This window comes from Scandinavium sp. (assembly GCF_051650185.1).
In the GTDB taxonomy this organism is placed as follows: Bacteria; Pseudomonadota; Gammaproteobacteria; order Enterobacterales; family Enterobacteriaceae; genus Scandinavium.
The window spans coordinates 1-16,312 of record NZ_JBOFIN010000079.1; the positions used below are offsets into that span (position 1 = coordinate 1).

Consider the following 16,312-nt stretch of genomic DNA (forward strand, 5'->3'; position numbering starts at 1 on the left):
CTAGTCCGGTTCGACTCCGGAACGCGCCTCCACTTTATTTCCCGAGGCCGGATGGTGGAATCGGTAGACACAAGGGATTTAAAATCCCTCGGCGTTCGCGCTGTGTGGGTTCAAGTCCCACTCCGGCTACCATGGGAAAACAAGAATAAAATCAATGATAAGCAGTGTCGTGAAACCGCCCGCAAAGGCGGTTTTTTTATTGCATCGATTATCCCCCTCATTCCATTCTCGATACACCTTGTTATCTTTCCCGCACTGCGCACAAACCCGCACTTTGATGCCTTGATGTCTCCCTTATACCCACGTAATTTGTATTGTTAATGCCATATCCCAGGGAGCAGTCGCGGTCATGAGTAGCCAACGTCGGCGTCAACAGCTGGTTCGTGAAATTAACGTCATCAAACAGGCGAGCGTTGAAGAGCTCGCTAAACTGTTCAGCGTTTCTGTTGAAACTATCCGCAGGGATCTGGCGTGGCTGGAGACCACCGGGCGTCTGGTCAGAATTCACGGCGGCGCCCGCACGCTGCAAAGTGATGATGTCGGAGTGCTGTTCAAAAAACGGCGCAATGAACACACTGAGGCTAAAAATATCATGGCGCAAAAAGCGCTATCGATGATTGATCGCTACATGACCATCGGGTTAGATGCCAGCAGCAGCGACTGGTATCTGGCAAGAATGCTGCCCGATATGCCGTTGACCGTGGTGACAAATAGCCTTGAAGTGGTGAAAGAGCTGAGCTCCCGCGAACAGATCCACGTTATTTGTGTCGGGGGCGATTACTGCTCTCGCTATGCCGATTTTATTGGCGAGATGGCTCAGCGTAATTTCCGTTGCTTCACCATCCACATGAGTTTTGTGTCCTGTTTTGGCGTAAATCTGTTTACCGGGCTGTGGGAAAACAGTGAAATGAATGCCGCAACCAAGAAGACCATGATTGAGGTTTCGCAAAAGACAGTATTGTTGGCGGATTCCAGCAAATATGGTCGCCGTAGCCCCTATAATATGGCGGATTGGTCAATGATTGATTACGTCGCCAATGACGGGTTGATGGATGATGAAACGCGCAATTCGCTGAATGCGCTGGGCGTGACGATTGTCTGACGGGCGTTTTATTCTGCACGCTACCCCGAAAAAGGCTATAGCGTGCAAAGTGCGATGACTTATTCTGCTATGTACACAATTTTAATGCCTTCCTGCCGCATATTTATCTCCATGGCATCGGCCAGTTTTGCTAACGGGTAGCGGTGGGTGATTAATGATTCAAGCGGCAGTCCGATGGCCGTCGCCCGGCGAATAAAATCAAGTGTGACAGGGTAATCCTGAAGGCTATAGGCCCAGGAGCCCACGGCGATAATCTCTTTATTACACAGATCAAAATGCGGGTTGATACTGCATTCCCCATTATTAACAAAAAAGCCGACTTCGCAGAGCCCGCCGCCGCGCCGGACAAATTTCCAGAGATTCGCCGCAGCCTGAGGAACGCCGGTACATTGAAACGCAAAATCAACACCGTTTCCGCCTGTGAGCGTTTTAATCTGTGCCGTCAGTTGAGCAACATCCGGAAAATCGCTGATGTTGATCTGATGCGTGGCGCCCAGTGCTTCAGCCATTGCCAGACGTTTTGGGTTACCGTCGAGGGCCATGATATTTTCGATCCCCATTGTGCGTAACGCCGCAATCTGGAGCAGGCCGATGGGGCCGCATCCCTGAACCATGACTTTGCTGTTAAAGCTGAGCAGGCCCGTCAGTTTGGCTCGCTCGAGCGCATGAATCACCACGGCGGCGGGTTCAATCAGCAGGCGTTGAGCCAGCGTCATGTCATTCACCACAAAGAACGTACTTTTTGGCCGTAACACAATATATTCCGCGAACCAGCCATTGAGGTGATAGCGCTCATCATCGGGCAGCAGGCCATATAACCCAAGGTTTTCGCACAGATTCCCTTTACCGGGCGTTTGCCGGCATGACGGACACTCGTTGCAAACCAGCACGCTGGTGACGATATGATCGCCGCATACGACAGGGTGTCCGGCTGAATCGCATTTTACCTGTTTTCCGAGCTGTACAATTTTACCGGTCCCTTCGTGTCCGAGAATCACCGGCGCTAAACCAAACGGGTCGCTTTTATATTCGTGCACGTCTGTCCCGCAAATCCCACATCCTTCCACTTTCACCAGAATCTCGTCGTCACCCATTTCTGGCAGTGGAAAGGCCTGTAGCTGGATCTGCCGTGGCCCGGTCAACACTGCGGCAAGAGACTGTTGTGGTTGTATCGTCATAACCTGAACTCCTTTTGATGAATAAATTCCTCCAGTTCGCTGAGCGAAACGGCTCCCTCAGTTGCCGATACGCTGAACAGGTTAAACCGGGCGCTGGCGCAGCCAAGACGTAGCGTATCGACGAGTGACCACTGCTGATGAATGCCGTACAGCATGCCCGCACAGAACGCATCACCCGCCCCGAGCGTGCTGACGACATCGCAGTCTGCAACCTGATAAGCGGAGACAGTGGCGTTTTCCCCCTCGCGAGTCATCACCGTTGCGCCTTGTGGATAATGGATGCAGACCAACTGCCTGACGCCTTTTTCAAGCAGCAGGGCGGCCTGCTGCAAATAACTGAGCGTGCTCTCTGACGATGTGGCTGTTAATTGCCGGGCCTCCTCGTCGTTGATGATCAGATAATCGACGTAAGGCAGGGCTGGCACGACCCAGCGCTGATAGCGATCGGTGTTGCTGGCAGAAATCAGGTCTAATGACACTCTGAACCCCTGCTGTTGCAAGGTATAAAGCGCCCTGGCACCGGTGGTGCCAAACTGCTCGTCGTCTTGTTCCAGCCCCGGGAGTAACAGAAGGTACGCGACATGAGCGATCCGCGCCTGGCTGTTCAGTCCGTTGAAGTCATTCACGCTGAGGCACTGGTTTGCCCCCATAAAATGGAAAAAGGTTCGATGACCATTTTGTTTATTGATCATCACATCGGTAAACGAGGTTTCATCACTGTCGGTGATCTTCACCTGATGCGTATCGATGTGATGTGCGTGGGCTTGTTGCAGAATAAACTGGCCTAATTCATCGCGACCGACCTTGCCACAGAGCGAAAGCGGCAGCTGTGGATCCAGCTTCGCCAAATCAAACAGCACGTTAGTGCATCCCCCTCCGCAGCTGTTGACCACCTCAGACACCATCGTCAGCAGGGATTCACGGGGATATTCACTACAGCGTAACGTACGGTCTGCCAGCAGATTTCCGATAGCCAGAATCCCATGGCGATTACGCATAAAGCACCGCCTTATCGATGCTGTTAAAGATAGCCATCTGCTCAGAAACGGTTTGCGTGATGGCTTGCTGAACCTCTTTCATCAACAGCAGGTAGTGATCGTATTTGCAGCTCAGTTCCGGTGCCTCTAACCGTCCCGCCAGCGTCTGTAATGCCACTTGTGACATTCCGGTGTAGAAGTTAATTTTGGCAATGCCGAGCGCAATCGCGCGTTGAAAATCCTGCGTGGATAAACCGGAACCGCCATGCAGCACCAGAGGGATATCGACGACGTGTGATAATGTTTCCAGACGCGCAAAATCCAGTTTCGGCTCGCCTTTATAGCGTCCGTGGCTGTTGCCAATCGCCACGGCGAGGGCATCAACACCTGTCTTTTTCACGTACTCCTGCGCCAGCGAAATATCCGTATAGCAGGCGATATCCGCAGCGCCTTCCAGCGCTCCCCCTTCATCGCCGCCCACTGCGCCAAGCTCTCCTTCGACAGAAACATGGCGGTTATGGCACATTGCGACGACTTCCGCGGTCTGCCGGACATTTTCTTCATAGCTCAGATGCGAACCATCAAACATGATTGATGAAAACCCGCAGTTCAGGGCGCGCTCCACCATCGTAAACGTCAGCCCGTGATCGAGATTCAGGGTCACTGGCAGTGCGGTTCGCCGGGCTTTAAAGCTGACGTAAGACGCAATTTCTTCAATCGTCACCAGCCGACTGTGGACTTCAGCAAAGTTAAGAATAACTGGCGAACGATGGGCTTCGGCGGCGGAAAAGATGGCATCCACAAAATGGCTGTCGATGGCATTAAAGGCACCGACCGCAAAGCGGTGTTTTTTCGCCGGGGATAGCATCGCAGACAGGGTAATCAGGCTCATAGATTATCCTTTAATCAGGGAGTATTCGTTGCACAGGACCCATTTCACGGGCTCATCTTCTTCAATGTCGGCAAAGCGTTCCTGCGGTTTGAGGAAACGGTTGTCGAGGTAATCGTCGTTCACCATCGAGACTTCCCAGCCCAGCACCGGTTCGCCCTCGGCCCAGAAGCGGTGATAGGTTTTAGGCGGGAAACAGACGCCCTGGCCCGGGTGCAGCACCAGTTTTTCGCCCGGCTTCAGTTCAAGCCTTTTTCCTTCTACCGAAAGCGTGACTGGCCGGTGCAAATCGAGCTGCTCATCTTCGGTCGCATGGTAAATTTCCATGCAAAGACTGCCGCCCCCGCGATTGAGAATGTCCTCCATTTTGGAATAGTGAAAATGGAAAGGGGTTTCCTGATTGACACCGACCAGCAGCATTTTCTCTGCATAGGGCTTGCGATAGCGTTTATCGCTCAGGGAGCCATTGCGCAGGGTAAATAACCCAAGCCCAAGTTTGTCAAAATGACCGCCGCCAAAATCGGTGACATCCCAGCCAAGCTGTAAATCCAGGACTTCCTGCCATGCGGTCAGATCTTTAGTGCGCCAGTCATCCAGGGTGAAATAAGCGAAGTCAGGTAAGGCAACCTGATATTTTTTTGCGAATAAAAGGGCCTGATCCAGCGTTCTGTTGATAAATGATCGTTTCATCGTGCTTTCCTGCAAAGGTTAATGGTCGGCTGAACAACGCAGTTGATAATTCAACGTCAGTGCGTCTTCAGCGCCCAGAGAGATAAAAGTGGCGGCCCCCGTTTCCTGGAGTAAGTTGGAAGCCAGGCTGACGGGGCCGAGATCCCAGGCCGAACAGACAGGCTCCACGCCCAGGCAGACGTTTTGCCCGTTCCAGGGGGCGAACTGGCGGCCGCCATTGCTGATCCACAAAAGGCAGTGGGGAAGCACGGCGGTGTCCCATGTCAGGGCGACGCGCAAACGTCGCTGCGGGTAACGCAGAGCGATCCCCTTCTGAGGGTAAATCAGCTGGACTATCTCCTCGGTGGCGTAAGGCAGGGGCAGGGCGCTAATGTCGCAGTACCCGCCATCGGTTGTAGCCACCTGGGTAAGCCGTTTAAACGTCTGGCCGGGGGATAAGCGGCTGACGCCGGGCTCAGTCGCCTTTGGGTAAGTGATACCTTTGTCGTGGCCGCCGGTCTCGATAAGCACGTTTCCGGCTTCGCCGCCCACAGGGAAAACGGGGTGGATGCCGAGGGGAAAGCGGCATGCTTTTGCGGAGCCAATCTTCAGGCTGAATGCCACCACCCCGTCGTTTTGCAGGCTAATGGAGCGCGATAGCTCACGTAGCGGGAAACCGGGTTGGAAGCGATAGCTCAGTTGAATACTGTGCTTATCGCTGTGAACGCACTCCCAGCTTTCGTTCGCGGGTGCGCCGTGGGGCGAATCAGCCGAAAACAGGGCATCGCTTGCTTCAGCGCAACCAAAAGGCACGCCGACCCATTCACCGGACAAGTGCTGAAGCAAGGGTGGAAGACCTTCTGACTGTGACGGTTTATCGAGCCAGTGGGCCTGAAAGAGAACCGGGATCTTCTGCGTATGCCCGGCACCATAGTCCAGTGCAGAAAGCCTTCCTCCCTGTAAATCAACGCGGCCAGACAGTAAGCCATCCGGGCTGGTAAGGTGATAAACAGCCACCATTTCACGCCTCCTTCTGCGAGGTTTGCGCCGTCTGGTTTCGCACGCGGGCTTCATGATGAAAATGCTGCCCAATGTCTTCCAGAGAGCGCCCCTTGGTCTCAGGCAGAAAGCGCAGACAGACCCACAGGAAAATCAGCGTCAGGCCGCCGTAAACAAAGAACGGGAAGGCGCCGTGGAAAGTGGCAATCAGCCAGGGGCTGTCGTTGATCATCGGGAAGGTCTGCGCGACGACCACGTTGGTCAGCCAGAAGAAGACCGTCGCAATGGATACGATCGTGCCGCGATAAGCGTTGGGGGAGATTTCGGAAACGATTATCCAGGTGAGAGGGCCAATTGTGCCGCCAAAAGCGAAGATAAAGAAAATAATCACGGCCAGCAGCCAGATACCGGTGAGTTGTAAATAGACTGCAGCGCCAATAATCAGTAACGAAGCAGCTACGCAGACACAGCCTCCCACCATTAAGGGCTTACGCCCCAGACGTTCAATATAATAAAGCGCAACAAAAACGGACAACGCCACGGCCAGGCCAATCAGAACATTCTGAAAGAAAATATTGCCAAGGAGGGAGTCACCGCCGCCAGTGCCAATACTGCTGAGCAGTTTGGTCGCATAGTAAATAACAACGTTGATGCCGGTTGATTGACTCAGAATTTGCACGACAATGGCAAGAAGCAGAACCCCGCCGAATCCTGCGGCAAATAATCCTTGCGAAGCCTTAACGCTGTTCAGATCGTTTTTTATTTCCTGAAGGACGTCGCTGGCGCGTTGTTTATTTCCGTTAATGCGTTCCAGTAAGGCCAGGCAAATCGTGTCGCGGCCCTGTTGCATTAACCAGCGGGGGCTTTCCGGCACGGTCTGCGAAACGATCAACAATATCAGCGCCGGGATTGCCCCTAAACCAAACATCCAGCGCCAGCCGTAGTCGATAAGCCACTGCTGCTCGCCCGAGTTTTGCACCAGGTAGTTGACCATGTAGGTCAACAGGATCCCAAAGGCGATGGCAAATTGATAGAACGTCCCCAGCGCACCGCGCTTTTCCCTGGGTGCAATTTCTGCCAGATACACCGGGACAACAAATGAGGCAATCCCCATGCCGACTCCGCCGACAATGCGGAATATCACAAACTGGCTGAAGGTGACCGGAAATGCGGTGCCCAGTGCGCCAATAAAAAACATAATGGAACAGACAATCAGGCTTTTCTTGCGGCCAAATTTATCGCTGAGTTTGCCTGACAGCATCGAACCGATAATACAACCCACCAGCGCGGAGGAAACGCCCCAGCCTAATTCAGCCGGTGACAATGCAAAGTGCTTCTCAAAATAATTTACTGCGCCAGAAATAACGGCGGTGTCATAGCCAAATAACAACCCGCCGAGTGATGCAACAACGGCAACAAAATAGACATAAGTATTCGATTTCATTATTGCTCCCGGTTATCGTAGTTTTAATTTCCGGGTCAGCATACCTGCGCTGATTGATAAAAATATGATCTGACTCGCAATCCCCCAGGGGCGGTCAATATACATGACCGATTACACTGCTATATTCGTGAAACGGGCGAAAAATTGCGTTATTTTGCCCGTTTTAATGCCTGTCCCCGAAACCGGGCAGAAATAAGCAGCGTTATTGTTATTGCTGCCTTTTTATATTTGCGTGCAGGTGAAAGGTTCAATGCAAAGGGCGCACATCGCGCGCCTGATGGTGCGGTGGCGTAATCTGTGTATACTAACGGCGTTTTTTGGCGCTCAACCCTGCCGCTTCATCTTTAACACTTCCAACATGAGATCTCAGTAATGAAAACCGGACCGCTAAACGAAAGCGAACTTGAATGGCTGGACGATGTTCTGGCTCGTTATGGCAATGAACACGCGGTCATGGACGTCTCTGAGCTTGACGGCATGCTGACGGCTATTCTGTCTGCTCCGGTGGAGACAGAACCTGCTGAGTGGATGCTGGCCGTGTGGGGCGGAGCGGATTATGTACCGCGCTGGGCTAACGATCGTGAGCGCGATCGCTTTGTGAATCTGACCCTGCAGCATATGGATGATGTCGCCGAGCGTTTAGGGGAGTATCCGGACCAGTATGAGCCACTGTTCGGCACACGTGATGAAGAAGGCCAGGAAATCACGATTGTTGAAGAGTGGTGTTTTGGTTATATGCGTGGTGTGAGTTTAAGCGACTGGTCTGCGCTGCCCGCTGAATTACAGCCGCATTTCGATACCATTGCGCTGCACGGTAAAGAAGAGAATTTCGAACGTCTCGATACGCTCTCTGCTGAAGAGTATGTGGCAAGCGTGGATGCCATTAAACCTGCAGCTCTGGCGTTGTGTCACTATTGGCTGGATAATCCGCAGCCAGCGCCAGTGAAGCAACCTGTTAAGAATGAAAATAAAACAGGTCGCAACGATCCTTGCCCGTGCGGCAGCGGTAAAAAATATAAAAATTGCTGCATGAAGTAATCAGTAAAAAAGGCCCTTTACGGGCCTTTTTCTTATTCCGGGCAACGATAGACATTGCCTGTGAGCGTGACGTTGGTCTGCTCAACGCTGCCTGAACCGTTATACGCGCTGCCCGTCTGGCCTGCGCGCTGGGTGATAATGGATACCACATTTCCGCCCATATTGGCCGCCTGGTTTTTCAGGTCATTGCGAGCGCCGGTTTCCAGATTACTGTTCGACGTCCAGCCACCGGTAAAGAAATTACCCTGGCTGCCGGTAATATCACCCAGGAATTTACACTCTTTGCCAGGTTCATTATTGGTCACACGAACATGGCTGGCATTGGTATTTACGCTGGTCGCACTGCAACCGGCGAGCGTCATCATTACTAAGATAAGCGAGATCTTTTTCATATACTTTTTCTGTCTGGTGGAAAAAACAGCGCAAGATTACGTCAGATAAAAACAGGCTGTACAGGAAAAGTCTTAATGCGCAGGAGCGAATGGCGGAGTGATTCGGGTTTCGTTTAGGTATGTTGAAAACATTCGGCAAATCAATGGTTGTTTGTGATTTGTTTGTTAATTTTATGAGGGTAATCCAGCGCCGTTGCGCCAGATTACCCTTAAACGGCTTATCCCACTGAAGGCAGCAGGTCAGTTGCGATGAGAGCCTGAACCAGAATCACTGCGATGCCGCAAACGAACACCAGCCATAAGGCGGGCTGACCGCCAGCGACACGGTATGGCGCATCCGGATGCTGCTGGCGGCTTTTCATTGTCAGAAGTGACGGGATGATCAGTGCCAGCACCGCGAGTGCCACCCCGGCGTAGCCCAGCGCCATGACAAAGCCTTTTGGATAAAACAGTGCGAAAGCCAGCGGCGGCACGAAGGTGATCACGCCGGTTTGCAGACGGCCGCCGGTGGTGTTTTTGCGCTGGAACAGATCGGCCAGATAGTCAAACAGACCCAGTGCAACACCGAGGAAAGAGGTCGCCAACGCCAGGTCCGCAAACAGGTGTACAGCCAGCTCGACATGGGGTGAGGCGACCACTTCGCGAATGGCCTGCAGCAAGCCATTCAGCCCAGCGTGGTTAGCCAGCAGCGCGCTAAATACCGGGGATTCAATGCTGCCAAGCGTCGCCAGCTGCCAAAAGATATAGGCCACCAGCGGAATGAAGCTGCCGATAATAAAGATGCGGCGCAGCTTACGCACATCGCCCTGCATGTAGCTGACAATGCTCGGGACGCTGCCATGAAAACCAAACGACGTGAAGATAACCGGGATCGCCGATAGCGCCAGGCCCTGCTGCAGCGGGAGCGTCAGCAGGTTCATCTGGTGAATATGCGGCATCAACAGCGCCAGCATGATAACCAAAAAGATAATTTTGGCGCTGAACAGGAAGCGGTTAAAGAGATCGACCAGCGCGGTGCCGACACAAATGACGCCACCCCCAACAAGGGTAAACAGCAGTGTGCCCGCAGAAGGGGGCAGGTGGAGGTTAAACCAGTCGCCAAGGCTGGAGGCAAGAAGTTCTCCCGCGCCACTGATATAAGCCGCTGTCAGGGCATACATCAAAAACAGCATGCTAAATCCCGTCACCCACTGGCCGTAGCGTCCAAGATAACGCAGCGCCAATGAGCCAAGACCGGTATCGGCAGGGACGTGCTGATACACTTCCAGCAGCAGTAAAGCGGTGTAGCACATCAGCGCCCAAAGGCTCAGCAGTAACACCAGTGTGACACCAAAGCCCACACCCGCAGAAGCCAGCGGCATCGCCAGCATCCCTGCGCCGATGGTGGTGCCAGCGACGATTAAAATACTCCCTACGGTGCGGTTCTTCACGCTTTCCTCTGCTATTCAGGATTCATACGGCAAAATATGCCGCGCAGGGTAGGGGAAAAGCGTCAGCTCGTCAAATCTGAATTACAGTGGGTGTAACGACAGGTTTACGATGTGCGGGGAAGGAGAGAATGGCAGCGAGAGCCGCTGCCATTTGAGGCATTAATTCTGTGCGTCGAGGGTGGCCAGTTCTTTATCGACAAAGTACAGGCCTTCACCGCTTTTACCGACCAGAGACAGTTTATCGAGAACGGATTTAAACAGTTTCTCTTCTTCGTGCTGTTCAGCCACATACCATTGCAGGAAATTAAAGGTTGGATAATCCTGATTGGTCATGGCCGCATGAGCCAGTTCATTTATTTTCTGGGTGATCAGCTGCTCGTGTTCGTAGGTTGAACGGAACAGTTCATCCAGCGAATTATATTCTGCGAACGGAGATTCAATGGTATTAATGCGCGGCAGGCTTCCTGTGTCAGTCAGATAATCAAACAGGCGCTGCATATGAGTCATCTCTTCCTGAGCGTGGCGACGCAGAAACGCGGCGGCCCCTTCAAAGCTGTGGTAGCTGCACCAGGCGCTCATCTGCTGATAGAGCAGAGAGGAGTACAGTTCCAGATTCATTTGCTCATTCAGTTTGTCGATCATTTCCGTTTTCAGCATGTTTTGCTCCGTGATATTAAGCTCAGGTGACGATGCGGAAAGTCTAAGATGTAATTAAACTATTTGCAAAAGGTAAAATAAAAAATATTTATTGTTAAATGCAAATGGGAATAAAACGCATTGCGGCTATTAAATAATAAAATGAGAATAAGTATTTTTACCGCCGGATATTTCCGGCGGAATAAAAAGCATTACCAATAATTTGCGTTTGGGGTCGAAGTCACCGCAATACCACGGCATTGATATTGCAGCGTGACGCTGGAGTTCATACAGAGTGGGCCGCTGGTCACGGTACAGGTTGTCACCGGTTGGCCAAAAGCCACCGCCGTGGCATAGCCCATTTGCTGGCACTGTTTGGTCGCGTTACCGTTCGCCACATAGTTGTCGGTGGTCGCCGACTGCAACATTGCCTGACCATAGGTGAGACGCACGATGCCGCTGGTGGCATCCACGTCGGTGACGTTAGCCTGACGATGAACCGTACAGGCGGAAAGCACTATCGCCGCAGCGACAGGGATGAGTTTCTTCATAGCTCACTCTGCGTAAATGTCCGATCGCGTTATCTTATCGGCTGAGCAAACCAGCAATGCGTTGAATAACCCGCAGATCCCGCCTTAGTTTTCGTCACTGCCCATTTAATCAGCCTGATTGTCATAGATGGCCTGGAATTTGGGATGGAGTTGTCTGAAGAGATGAATCAGTTCCGGATCAAAATGTTTTCCGGCCCCGGCAAATATCAGCGAACAGGCGTGCTCGTGAGTGTAGCCGGGCTTATACACCCGCTTTTGGCGTAATGCATCGTACACATCCGCGAGCGCCAGAATGCGGGCTTCAATCGGAATTTGTGCCCCGCACAGGCCTTCAGGATAACCGCTGCCGTCCCACTTCTCATGATGATAATGAATGATGTTTTCCGCCACCGGCCCCAGGCTGAGCCCCTGAATAATGCGCCAGCCTTTCAGGGTATGAAGCTTCATTTCATTGAATTCATCTTCGTCCAGCGACCCTTGCTTGCGCAAAATCCGCTCCGGAACGGCGATTTTTCCGACATCGTGTAAAGAGGCAAAGCGTGCAATTTCATGCACCCTTTTTCGCGGTAAGCCAATTTCACGGGCCAGTAATTCGCAATAAGCAGACACTCGCTGAATATGACTGCCGGTTTCATCATCGTGGGCTCGGTTCACTTTTTCCATCGCTTCGACAATGCTACGGTTCACTGCCCGGCTTTGTTTCATGTGGCGCCACATCAGCCAAAGAAGACACAGGCTAAACAGGACGGTGATGAGCAGCACCACGCTGATAATTTTAAAGGTATTTTTGCTGAATTCCGGCAGCAGCGAGCGTTCAGGCTGGCGCTCCATCTGCGTGCGGAAACTCGAAATGCGGTGGATTTGTGTCAGTAAGGGATGGAGGGGATGAGAGCTGTCCACCCAGGAAACGATACGGTAATCCGATCGGGTCAACCCGGCGACTTTTAATACTCCACGGAACAGATCGTTTCCGCGTAAGGAACCCTCCAGTGAACTTAAATCACCGAGGATAAAATCAATTTTGCGCTGTTCGATGGCGCTCACCAGGGCTTCGATGGAGCCTGCGGGCACAATGGTCACATCGTTACCAAAACGCTGGTGCAGATACAGTGCCGAAAATGAGCCTTTAATAATGCCCACGCGCTTATAGCGAACCTGTTCTTCATCCCACAAAAACGGCTGTTCACTGCGATTGTAATAGGCATTATGCCAGGAGAGCGCGGGGCCAATGATACCCTCAGCCTGTGATTCATCCCGGCTTTCAACGATATTCACCAGACGAACAGGCCAGTTCTCCTGGCGCAAATGGGTGATGTAATCCTCGGTGTATTTCACATCAATGTTGACGTGCAGCAGGTCGCGCATGTCATTGATCATATCCAGCACGCTGCCGTGATAACCCTGAGCGTCCTGCCACAGCAAAGGGGCAAAATTTTCACTTTTAGGCAGCCAGACCGTGAGGCGGTTATCGCGGATCCACGCGGCTTCTTCGGGCGTTATCTGGATCCTGCTGACCAGGTAATTGCGCTTGCTTTCGTTTTCCAGCGCCTTGAGTCGGCCATTTTGCTGCCATTCGGCAATCAGTTGATTGATGTTATCTCGCATAGAGCGCAGCTCGGGGCTAAACCCCATCACGCAGGGAAGGCGAAGATCGGCGAACGGGCGCGACATCGTGTAGTAATGCAGCGTGTCGTCCATTTCGGAGTCGTCATTAATATAGAAATCAGCTTTGTGTTCGCGCAGCAGGGCAAAGGCTTCCGCGCTGCTGTCTACCAGAATCACCTTGCGAAATTTGAGCCACGGGTAACGTTGATCAACCTGAAGATGAGTGGCGTCGTCGCGACGGAAGATAACGCGGGTATCGTTCAGGTCTTCGGGTACCGATGCCGTTCGGCTGAGGCTTGCGGCAAGTACTTCGTTATCAAACAAGCGTGCCGAGAGGATTTTAGTGCGAGAACGTTCTTCCGTTCGCACCACGCCGGCATACAGGCCAAAACTATCCGCGTTAAAGCGTTTCCCTATTTCCTCGCCATTGATCGGCTGCAGTTCAAGCTGGTACCCGTAGCGTTTATTGATTTCCCGAATGAGTGACTGGTAATACCCTTGATACTGACCTTGCTTGTCACGCCAAAATTCAAAATTGTCAGCATCAAAAAGCCAGACCGGTACCGCGTGATCCGAACGAGAGGTATTGGCCGTGGAAGCCCGCAGAGAAAAAGGGTAAACAGAGCACAGCATCCAGATCAAAGTGAGCGACAATCTGAGCAAGGAGCGCACAAGAAAGGTTCCTGATTTTTATCGTATCGTTTGTTTTCAGTCTAACCAGGCGAGGCGGTTGCGGGTAGTAATTTATTGATTTTGTGAATAGTCATGCATTTTACTGATGGCCGATGAAAATTGTGAACTCATCAATAATTAATGAAACAATATTTCATTAAGTTTGAAAATGCGTTTGATGAGCGCTAAGGTGACACTCACACATCTGTTCACTGCGGAGCTTTCCGCGTAGATCTCAGGAGAGGCATGAATGAAAATTGCACTGATGATGGAAAACAGCCAGGCGGCGAAAAACGCCATTATTCATCGTGAGCTAAAAGCTGTCGCGGATGAGAAAGGCTATCCGGTTTACAACGTCGGCATGAGCGATGAGCAGGATCATCATCTGACCTATATCCATCTCGGGATCATGGCCAGCATTCTGCTGAATGCCAAAGCCGTGGATTTTGTTATCACGGGCTGCGGTACCGGGCAGGGCGCACTGATGTCACTGAACATTCATCCGGGCGTGGTGTGCGGGTATTGCATCGATCCGGCGGATGCTTTCCTGTTCGCGCAAATCAACAACGGCAACGCGCTTTCGCTGCCGTTTGCCAAAGGGTTTGGCTGGGGCGCAGAGCTGAATGTGCGCTTCATCTTTGAGAAAGCCTTCACCGGGCGTAATGGCGAAGGGTATCCGCCAGAGCGTAAAGAGCCGCAGGTGCGTAACGCGGGCATTCTGAATCAGGTGAAAGCGGCCGTGGTGAAAGAGAACTACCTCGACACCTTACGCGCGATTGATCCTGAACTGGTCAAAACAGCCGTTTCCGGTCAGCGTTTCCAGCAGTGCTTCTTCGAAAACTGCCAGGATAAAGAGATTGAAGCTTTTGTTCGTCAGCTGATTGCGTAATCAGCCGGGTCTCCGGCGGCGTTCTGCCGCCGGAACGCTATCTTTTCTTTTTCGATACCGAGCTGCCTGCATCCCGCGTCAGCTGTAGCGTATCAAACATCCCGACCAGGCAAATCAGCGCAATAAACACGAATGCTAACCGGAAGCTGACGCCCGGCAGCGTCGTCATATCGAGCCAGATACTCACTTTTTCCCCGAGACGAATGCCTATCGCGCCAAGCGTGATGCCAAGCCCAACGGCCAGCTGTGTGGCGGTACTGAACAGCGTGTTGGCGTAACTCATTTGCGCAGAAGGCACGTCGGCAAAGGCCAGGGTGCTGACACCGGTGAACTGAATCGAGCGGAACACGCCGCCAAGATAAAGAATCAAAAGCGTCACCCACAGCGGCGTCTGTGGTGTGAGAAATGCGCAGGCCAGCAGCGCCAGCACGTTTAGCGCGCCGTTGATCAGCAGTAGATTGCGAAAACCTAAATGACGGATCAGCGGCGTGGTGGCGGGTTTGATGGTCAGGTTGCCGACAAAGACCGCCAGAACCAGCAAACCGGCATGGAAGGGGTCCATCCCGAAACCGACCTGAAACAGCAACGGCAGCAGGAATGGCACCGCACTTATTGAGGCGCGGAACAGCGAGCCTCCGTACATTGTCACCCGGAATGTCGGCACCTGTAGCGCATCCAGGCGGATCATCGGCCATTTAGCGCGTTTAAAATGACGCAGGGTGAAGATAAACGTAGCGGCACCTGCGGCAAGCAAAGCAAAAGGTAACCAGCCGTGACCGTGTTCTGCGCCGAAGGCTTCCATTGCATACACCAGGCTGACCATTGCGACGGCGGTAGCAATAAATCCGGGCATATCGAAGGGGCGACGGTCATCATCGCGGATGTCCGGAATAATGCGCAAAGCGAGAACGATCGCCAGGATACCCAGCGGCACATTGATAAAGAAAATCCAGCGCCAACTGGCAAAGCTGGTGATAAATCCGCCCAACGGTGGGCCGATAATCGGTGCGACAAGCGCCGGCCACGTCAGCGTCGCAATGGCGGTAATCAGTTGGTGCTTGGGCGTTGTTCTCAGTACCGCCAGTCGCCCAACCGGCACCATCAATGCGCCGCCTACGCCTTGTAAAATACGCATCGCGACAAAGCTGTTAACGCTGGTGGCTAAGCCGCAAAAAACGGAAGCCAGAGTAAAAATGGCTAACGCCAGCGCGAAGACTTTACGCGCACCAAAGCGATCGGCAATCCAGCCGCTGGCAGGGATAAGCACCGCTAAGGTGATGAGATAAGCGCTGATGCCAATGTTGAGCGCGACGGCTTCGACACCAAAGCTCTTTGCCATGTCTGGCAATGCAGTCGCAATGACGGTGCCGTCCAGAAACTCCATAAAAAACGCGCCAGCCACCAACAAAGCGGCGGGCGAAAGACCACGGCTCTCCTTTGCGGAGATGTTTTCACTCATGATTAGGCTGCCATTTCCCGACTCGTTCACCGAACGCACATCGCCTGATAATAACGGGAAAAGCGCCGGATTGTTTTCTGTTTATGGCCCTAAATCGGGTACTATTGCGGCCTGGAAAACAGGAGTAAATCATGTCCCAAAATCTGACTGAAAACGATGAGCTGGTCTCCGACGTTGTCGCATGCCAGCTCGTTATTAAGCAACTTCTTGATGTTATTGATGTTATCGCCCCGGTTGAAGTCCGTGAAAAAATGGCGAATCAGCTGCGAGCTATCGACTTCAGCGCAGCGGGTGCCGATCCGGTGACCATGCGAGCAGTGCAAAAAGCCATTGCGCTGATTGAACTGAAGTTCACTCCGCAGGAAGGCGGTACGCACTAATA

At 52.6% G+C, this 16,312-nt stretch carries 16 protein-coding genes and 1 tRNA gene; 5 read left to right on the plus strand and 12 right to left on the minus strand.

All coding sequences use genetic code 11. The features are described from left to right. Nucleotides 1–45 precede the first annotated feature (45 nt). Nucleotides 46–132 (plus strand) — tRNA-Leu (locus ACRCWW_RS10195). 217 nt (nucleotides 133–349) lie between these two features. Continuing rightward, on the plus strand, nucleotides 350–1,102 hold the full coding sequence (locus ACRCWW_RS10200) for a DeoR/GlpR family DNA-binding transcription regulator (protein WP_438682319.1): 753 nt from the start codon (nucleotides 350–352) through the stop codon (nucleotides 1,100–1,102). Nucleotides 1,103–1,161: 59 nt separating this feature from the next. On the opposite strand, the gene ACRCWW_RS10205 is transcribed toward ACRCWW_RS10200, so the two are convergent. From ACRCWW_RS10205 to ACRCWW_RS10230, 6 genes are read right to left on the minus strand one after another with little or no spacing between them, the layout of a single operon-like run. Then, a complete protein-coding gene (locus tag ACRCWW_RS10205) occupies nucleotides 1,162–2,280 on the minus strand; it encodes a zinc-dependent alcohol dehydrogenase (RefSeq protein ID WP_438682320.1) in 1,119 nt (372 codons plus the stop codon). Then, nucleotides 2,277–3,278: a carbohydrate kinase family protein gene (locus ACRCWW_RS10210; protein WP_438682321.1), complete on the minus strand. Its 1,002-nt coding sequence runs from the start codon at nucleotides 3,276–3,278 to the stop codon at nucleotides 2,277–2,279. Before ACRCWW_RS10210 ends, ACRCWW_RS10205 begins: the two co-directional genes overlap by 4 nt. Then, nucleotides 3,271–4,149 carry a ketose 1,6-bisphosphate aldolase gene (locus tag ACRCWW_RS10215; RefSeq protein WP_438682322.1) on the minus strand — a complete coding sequence of 293 codons (879 nt, stop codon included), beginning with the start codon at nucleotides 4,147–4,149 and terminating at the stop codon, nucleotides 3,271–3,273. Before ACRCWW_RS10215 ends, ACRCWW_RS10210 begins: the two co-directional genes overlap by 8 nt. A gap of 3 nt (nucleotides 4,150–4,152) precedes the next feature. After that, a complete protein-coding gene (locus ACRCWW_RS10220) occupies nucleotides 4,153–4,836 on the minus strand; it encodes a D-lyxose/D-mannose family sugar isomerase (protein WP_438682323.1) in 684 nt (227 codons plus the stop codon). Nucleotides 4,837–4,854: 18 nt separating this feature from the next. Further along, the gene (locus ACRCWW_RS10225; protein ID WP_438682324.1) at nucleotides 4,855–5,835 is read right to left on the minus strand and encodes a hypothetical protein; all 981 of its coding nucleotides are present in this window, start codon (nucleotides 5,833–5,835) and stop codon (nucleotides 4,855–4,857) included. A 1-nt stretch (nucleotide 5,836) separates the two neighbouring features. Next, nucleotides 5,837–7,258, minus strand: a complete 1,422-nt coding sequence (locus tag ACRCWW_RS10230; protein ID WP_438682325.1) for a sugar porter family MFS transporter — start codon at nucleotides 7,256–7,258, stop codon at nucleotides 5,837–5,839. Nucleotides 7,259–7,630: 372 nt separating this feature from the next. Here ACRCWW_RS10230 and ACRCWW_RS10235 point away from each other — a divergent pair, with 372 nt between their 5' ends. Further along, the gene (locus ACRCWW_RS10235) at nucleotides 7,631–8,296 is read left to right on the plus strand and encodes a YecA family protein (protein WP_438682326.1); all 666 of its coding nucleotides are present in this window, start codon (nucleotides 7,631–7,633) and stop codon (nucleotides 8,294–8,296) included. A 32-nt stretch (nucleotides 8,297–8,328) separates the two neighbouring features. Here the strand turns inward: ACRCWW_RS10235 and ACRCWW_RS10240 are convergent, their stop codons facing one another. The 5 genes from ACRCWW_RS10240 to ACRCWW_RS10260 form a co-directional block, all read right to left on the minus strand. Further along, nucleotides 8,329–8,688, minus strand: coding sequence for a DUF4156 domain-containing protein (locus ACRCWW_RS10240; protein WP_438682327.1), 360 nt, complete (start codon nucleotides 8,686–8,688; stop codon nucleotides 8,329–8,331). Between the two features lie 218 nt (nucleotides 8,689–8,906). Continuing rightward, on the minus strand, nucleotides 8,907–10,118 hold the full coding sequence (gene tyrP / locus ACRCWW_RS10245) for a tyrosine transporter TyrP (RefSeq protein ID WP_438682328.1): 1,212 nt from the start codon (nucleotides 10,116–10,118) through the stop codon (nucleotides 8,907–8,909). A gap of 159 nt (nucleotides 10,119–10,277) precedes the next feature. Further along, nucleotides 10,278–10,775: a non-heme ferritin gene (gene ftnA, locus ACRCWW_RS10250; RefSeq protein ID WP_438682329.1), complete on the minus strand. Its 498-nt coding sequence runs from the start codon at nucleotides 10,773–10,775 to the stop codon at nucleotides 10,278–10,280. Nucleotides 10,776–10,966: 191 nt separating this feature from the next. Further along, nucleotides 10,967–11,305: a YecR family lipoprotein gene (gene yecR / locus ACRCWW_RS10255; RefSeq protein WP_438682330.1), complete on the minus strand. Its 339-nt coding sequence runs from the start codon at nucleotides 11,303–11,305 to the stop codon at nucleotides 10,967–10,969. Between the two features lie 105 nt (nucleotides 11,306–11,410). Further along, on the minus strand, nucleotides 11,411–13,582 hold the full coding sequence (locus ACRCWW_RS10260; RefSeq protein ID WP_438682331.1) for an HD domain-containing phosphohydrolase: 2,172 nt from the start codon (nucleotides 13,580–13,582) through the stop codon (nucleotides 11,411–11,413). A gap of 250 nt (nucleotides 13,583–13,832) precedes the next feature. On the opposite strand from ACRCWW_RS10260, the gene ACRCWW_RS10265 reads away from it, so the two are divergent. Then, the gene (locus ACRCWW_RS10265; protein WP_330984395.1) at nucleotides 13,833–14,471 is read left to right on the plus strand and encodes an RpiB/LacA/LacB family sugar-phosphate isomerase; all 639 of its coding nucleotides are present in this window, start codon (nucleotides 13,833–13,835) and stop codon (nucleotides 14,469–14,471) included. 37 nt (nucleotides 14,472–14,508) lie between these two features. Here ACRCWW_RS10265 and ACRCWW_RS10270 read toward each other — a convergent pair whose 3' ends face one another. Beyond that, nucleotides 14,509–15,930 carry an MFS transporter gene (locus ACRCWW_RS10270; RefSeq protein ID WP_438682332.1) on the minus strand — a complete coding sequence of 474 codons (1,422 nt, stop codon included), beginning with the start codon at nucleotides 15,928–15,930 and terminating at the stop codon, nucleotides 14,509–14,511. 131 nt (nucleotides 15,931–16,061) lie between these two features. Here ACRCWW_RS10270 and ACRCWW_RS10275 point away from each other — a divergent pair, with 131 nt between their 5' ends. Further along, nucleotides 16,062–16,310 carry a DUF2766 family protein gene (locus ACRCWW_RS10275; protein WP_438682333.1) on the plus strand — a complete coding sequence of 83 codons (249 nt, stop codon included), beginning with the start codon at nucleotides 16,062–16,064 and terminating at the stop codon, nucleotides 16,308–16,310. Nucleotides 16,311–16,312: the final 2 nt, after the last annotated feature.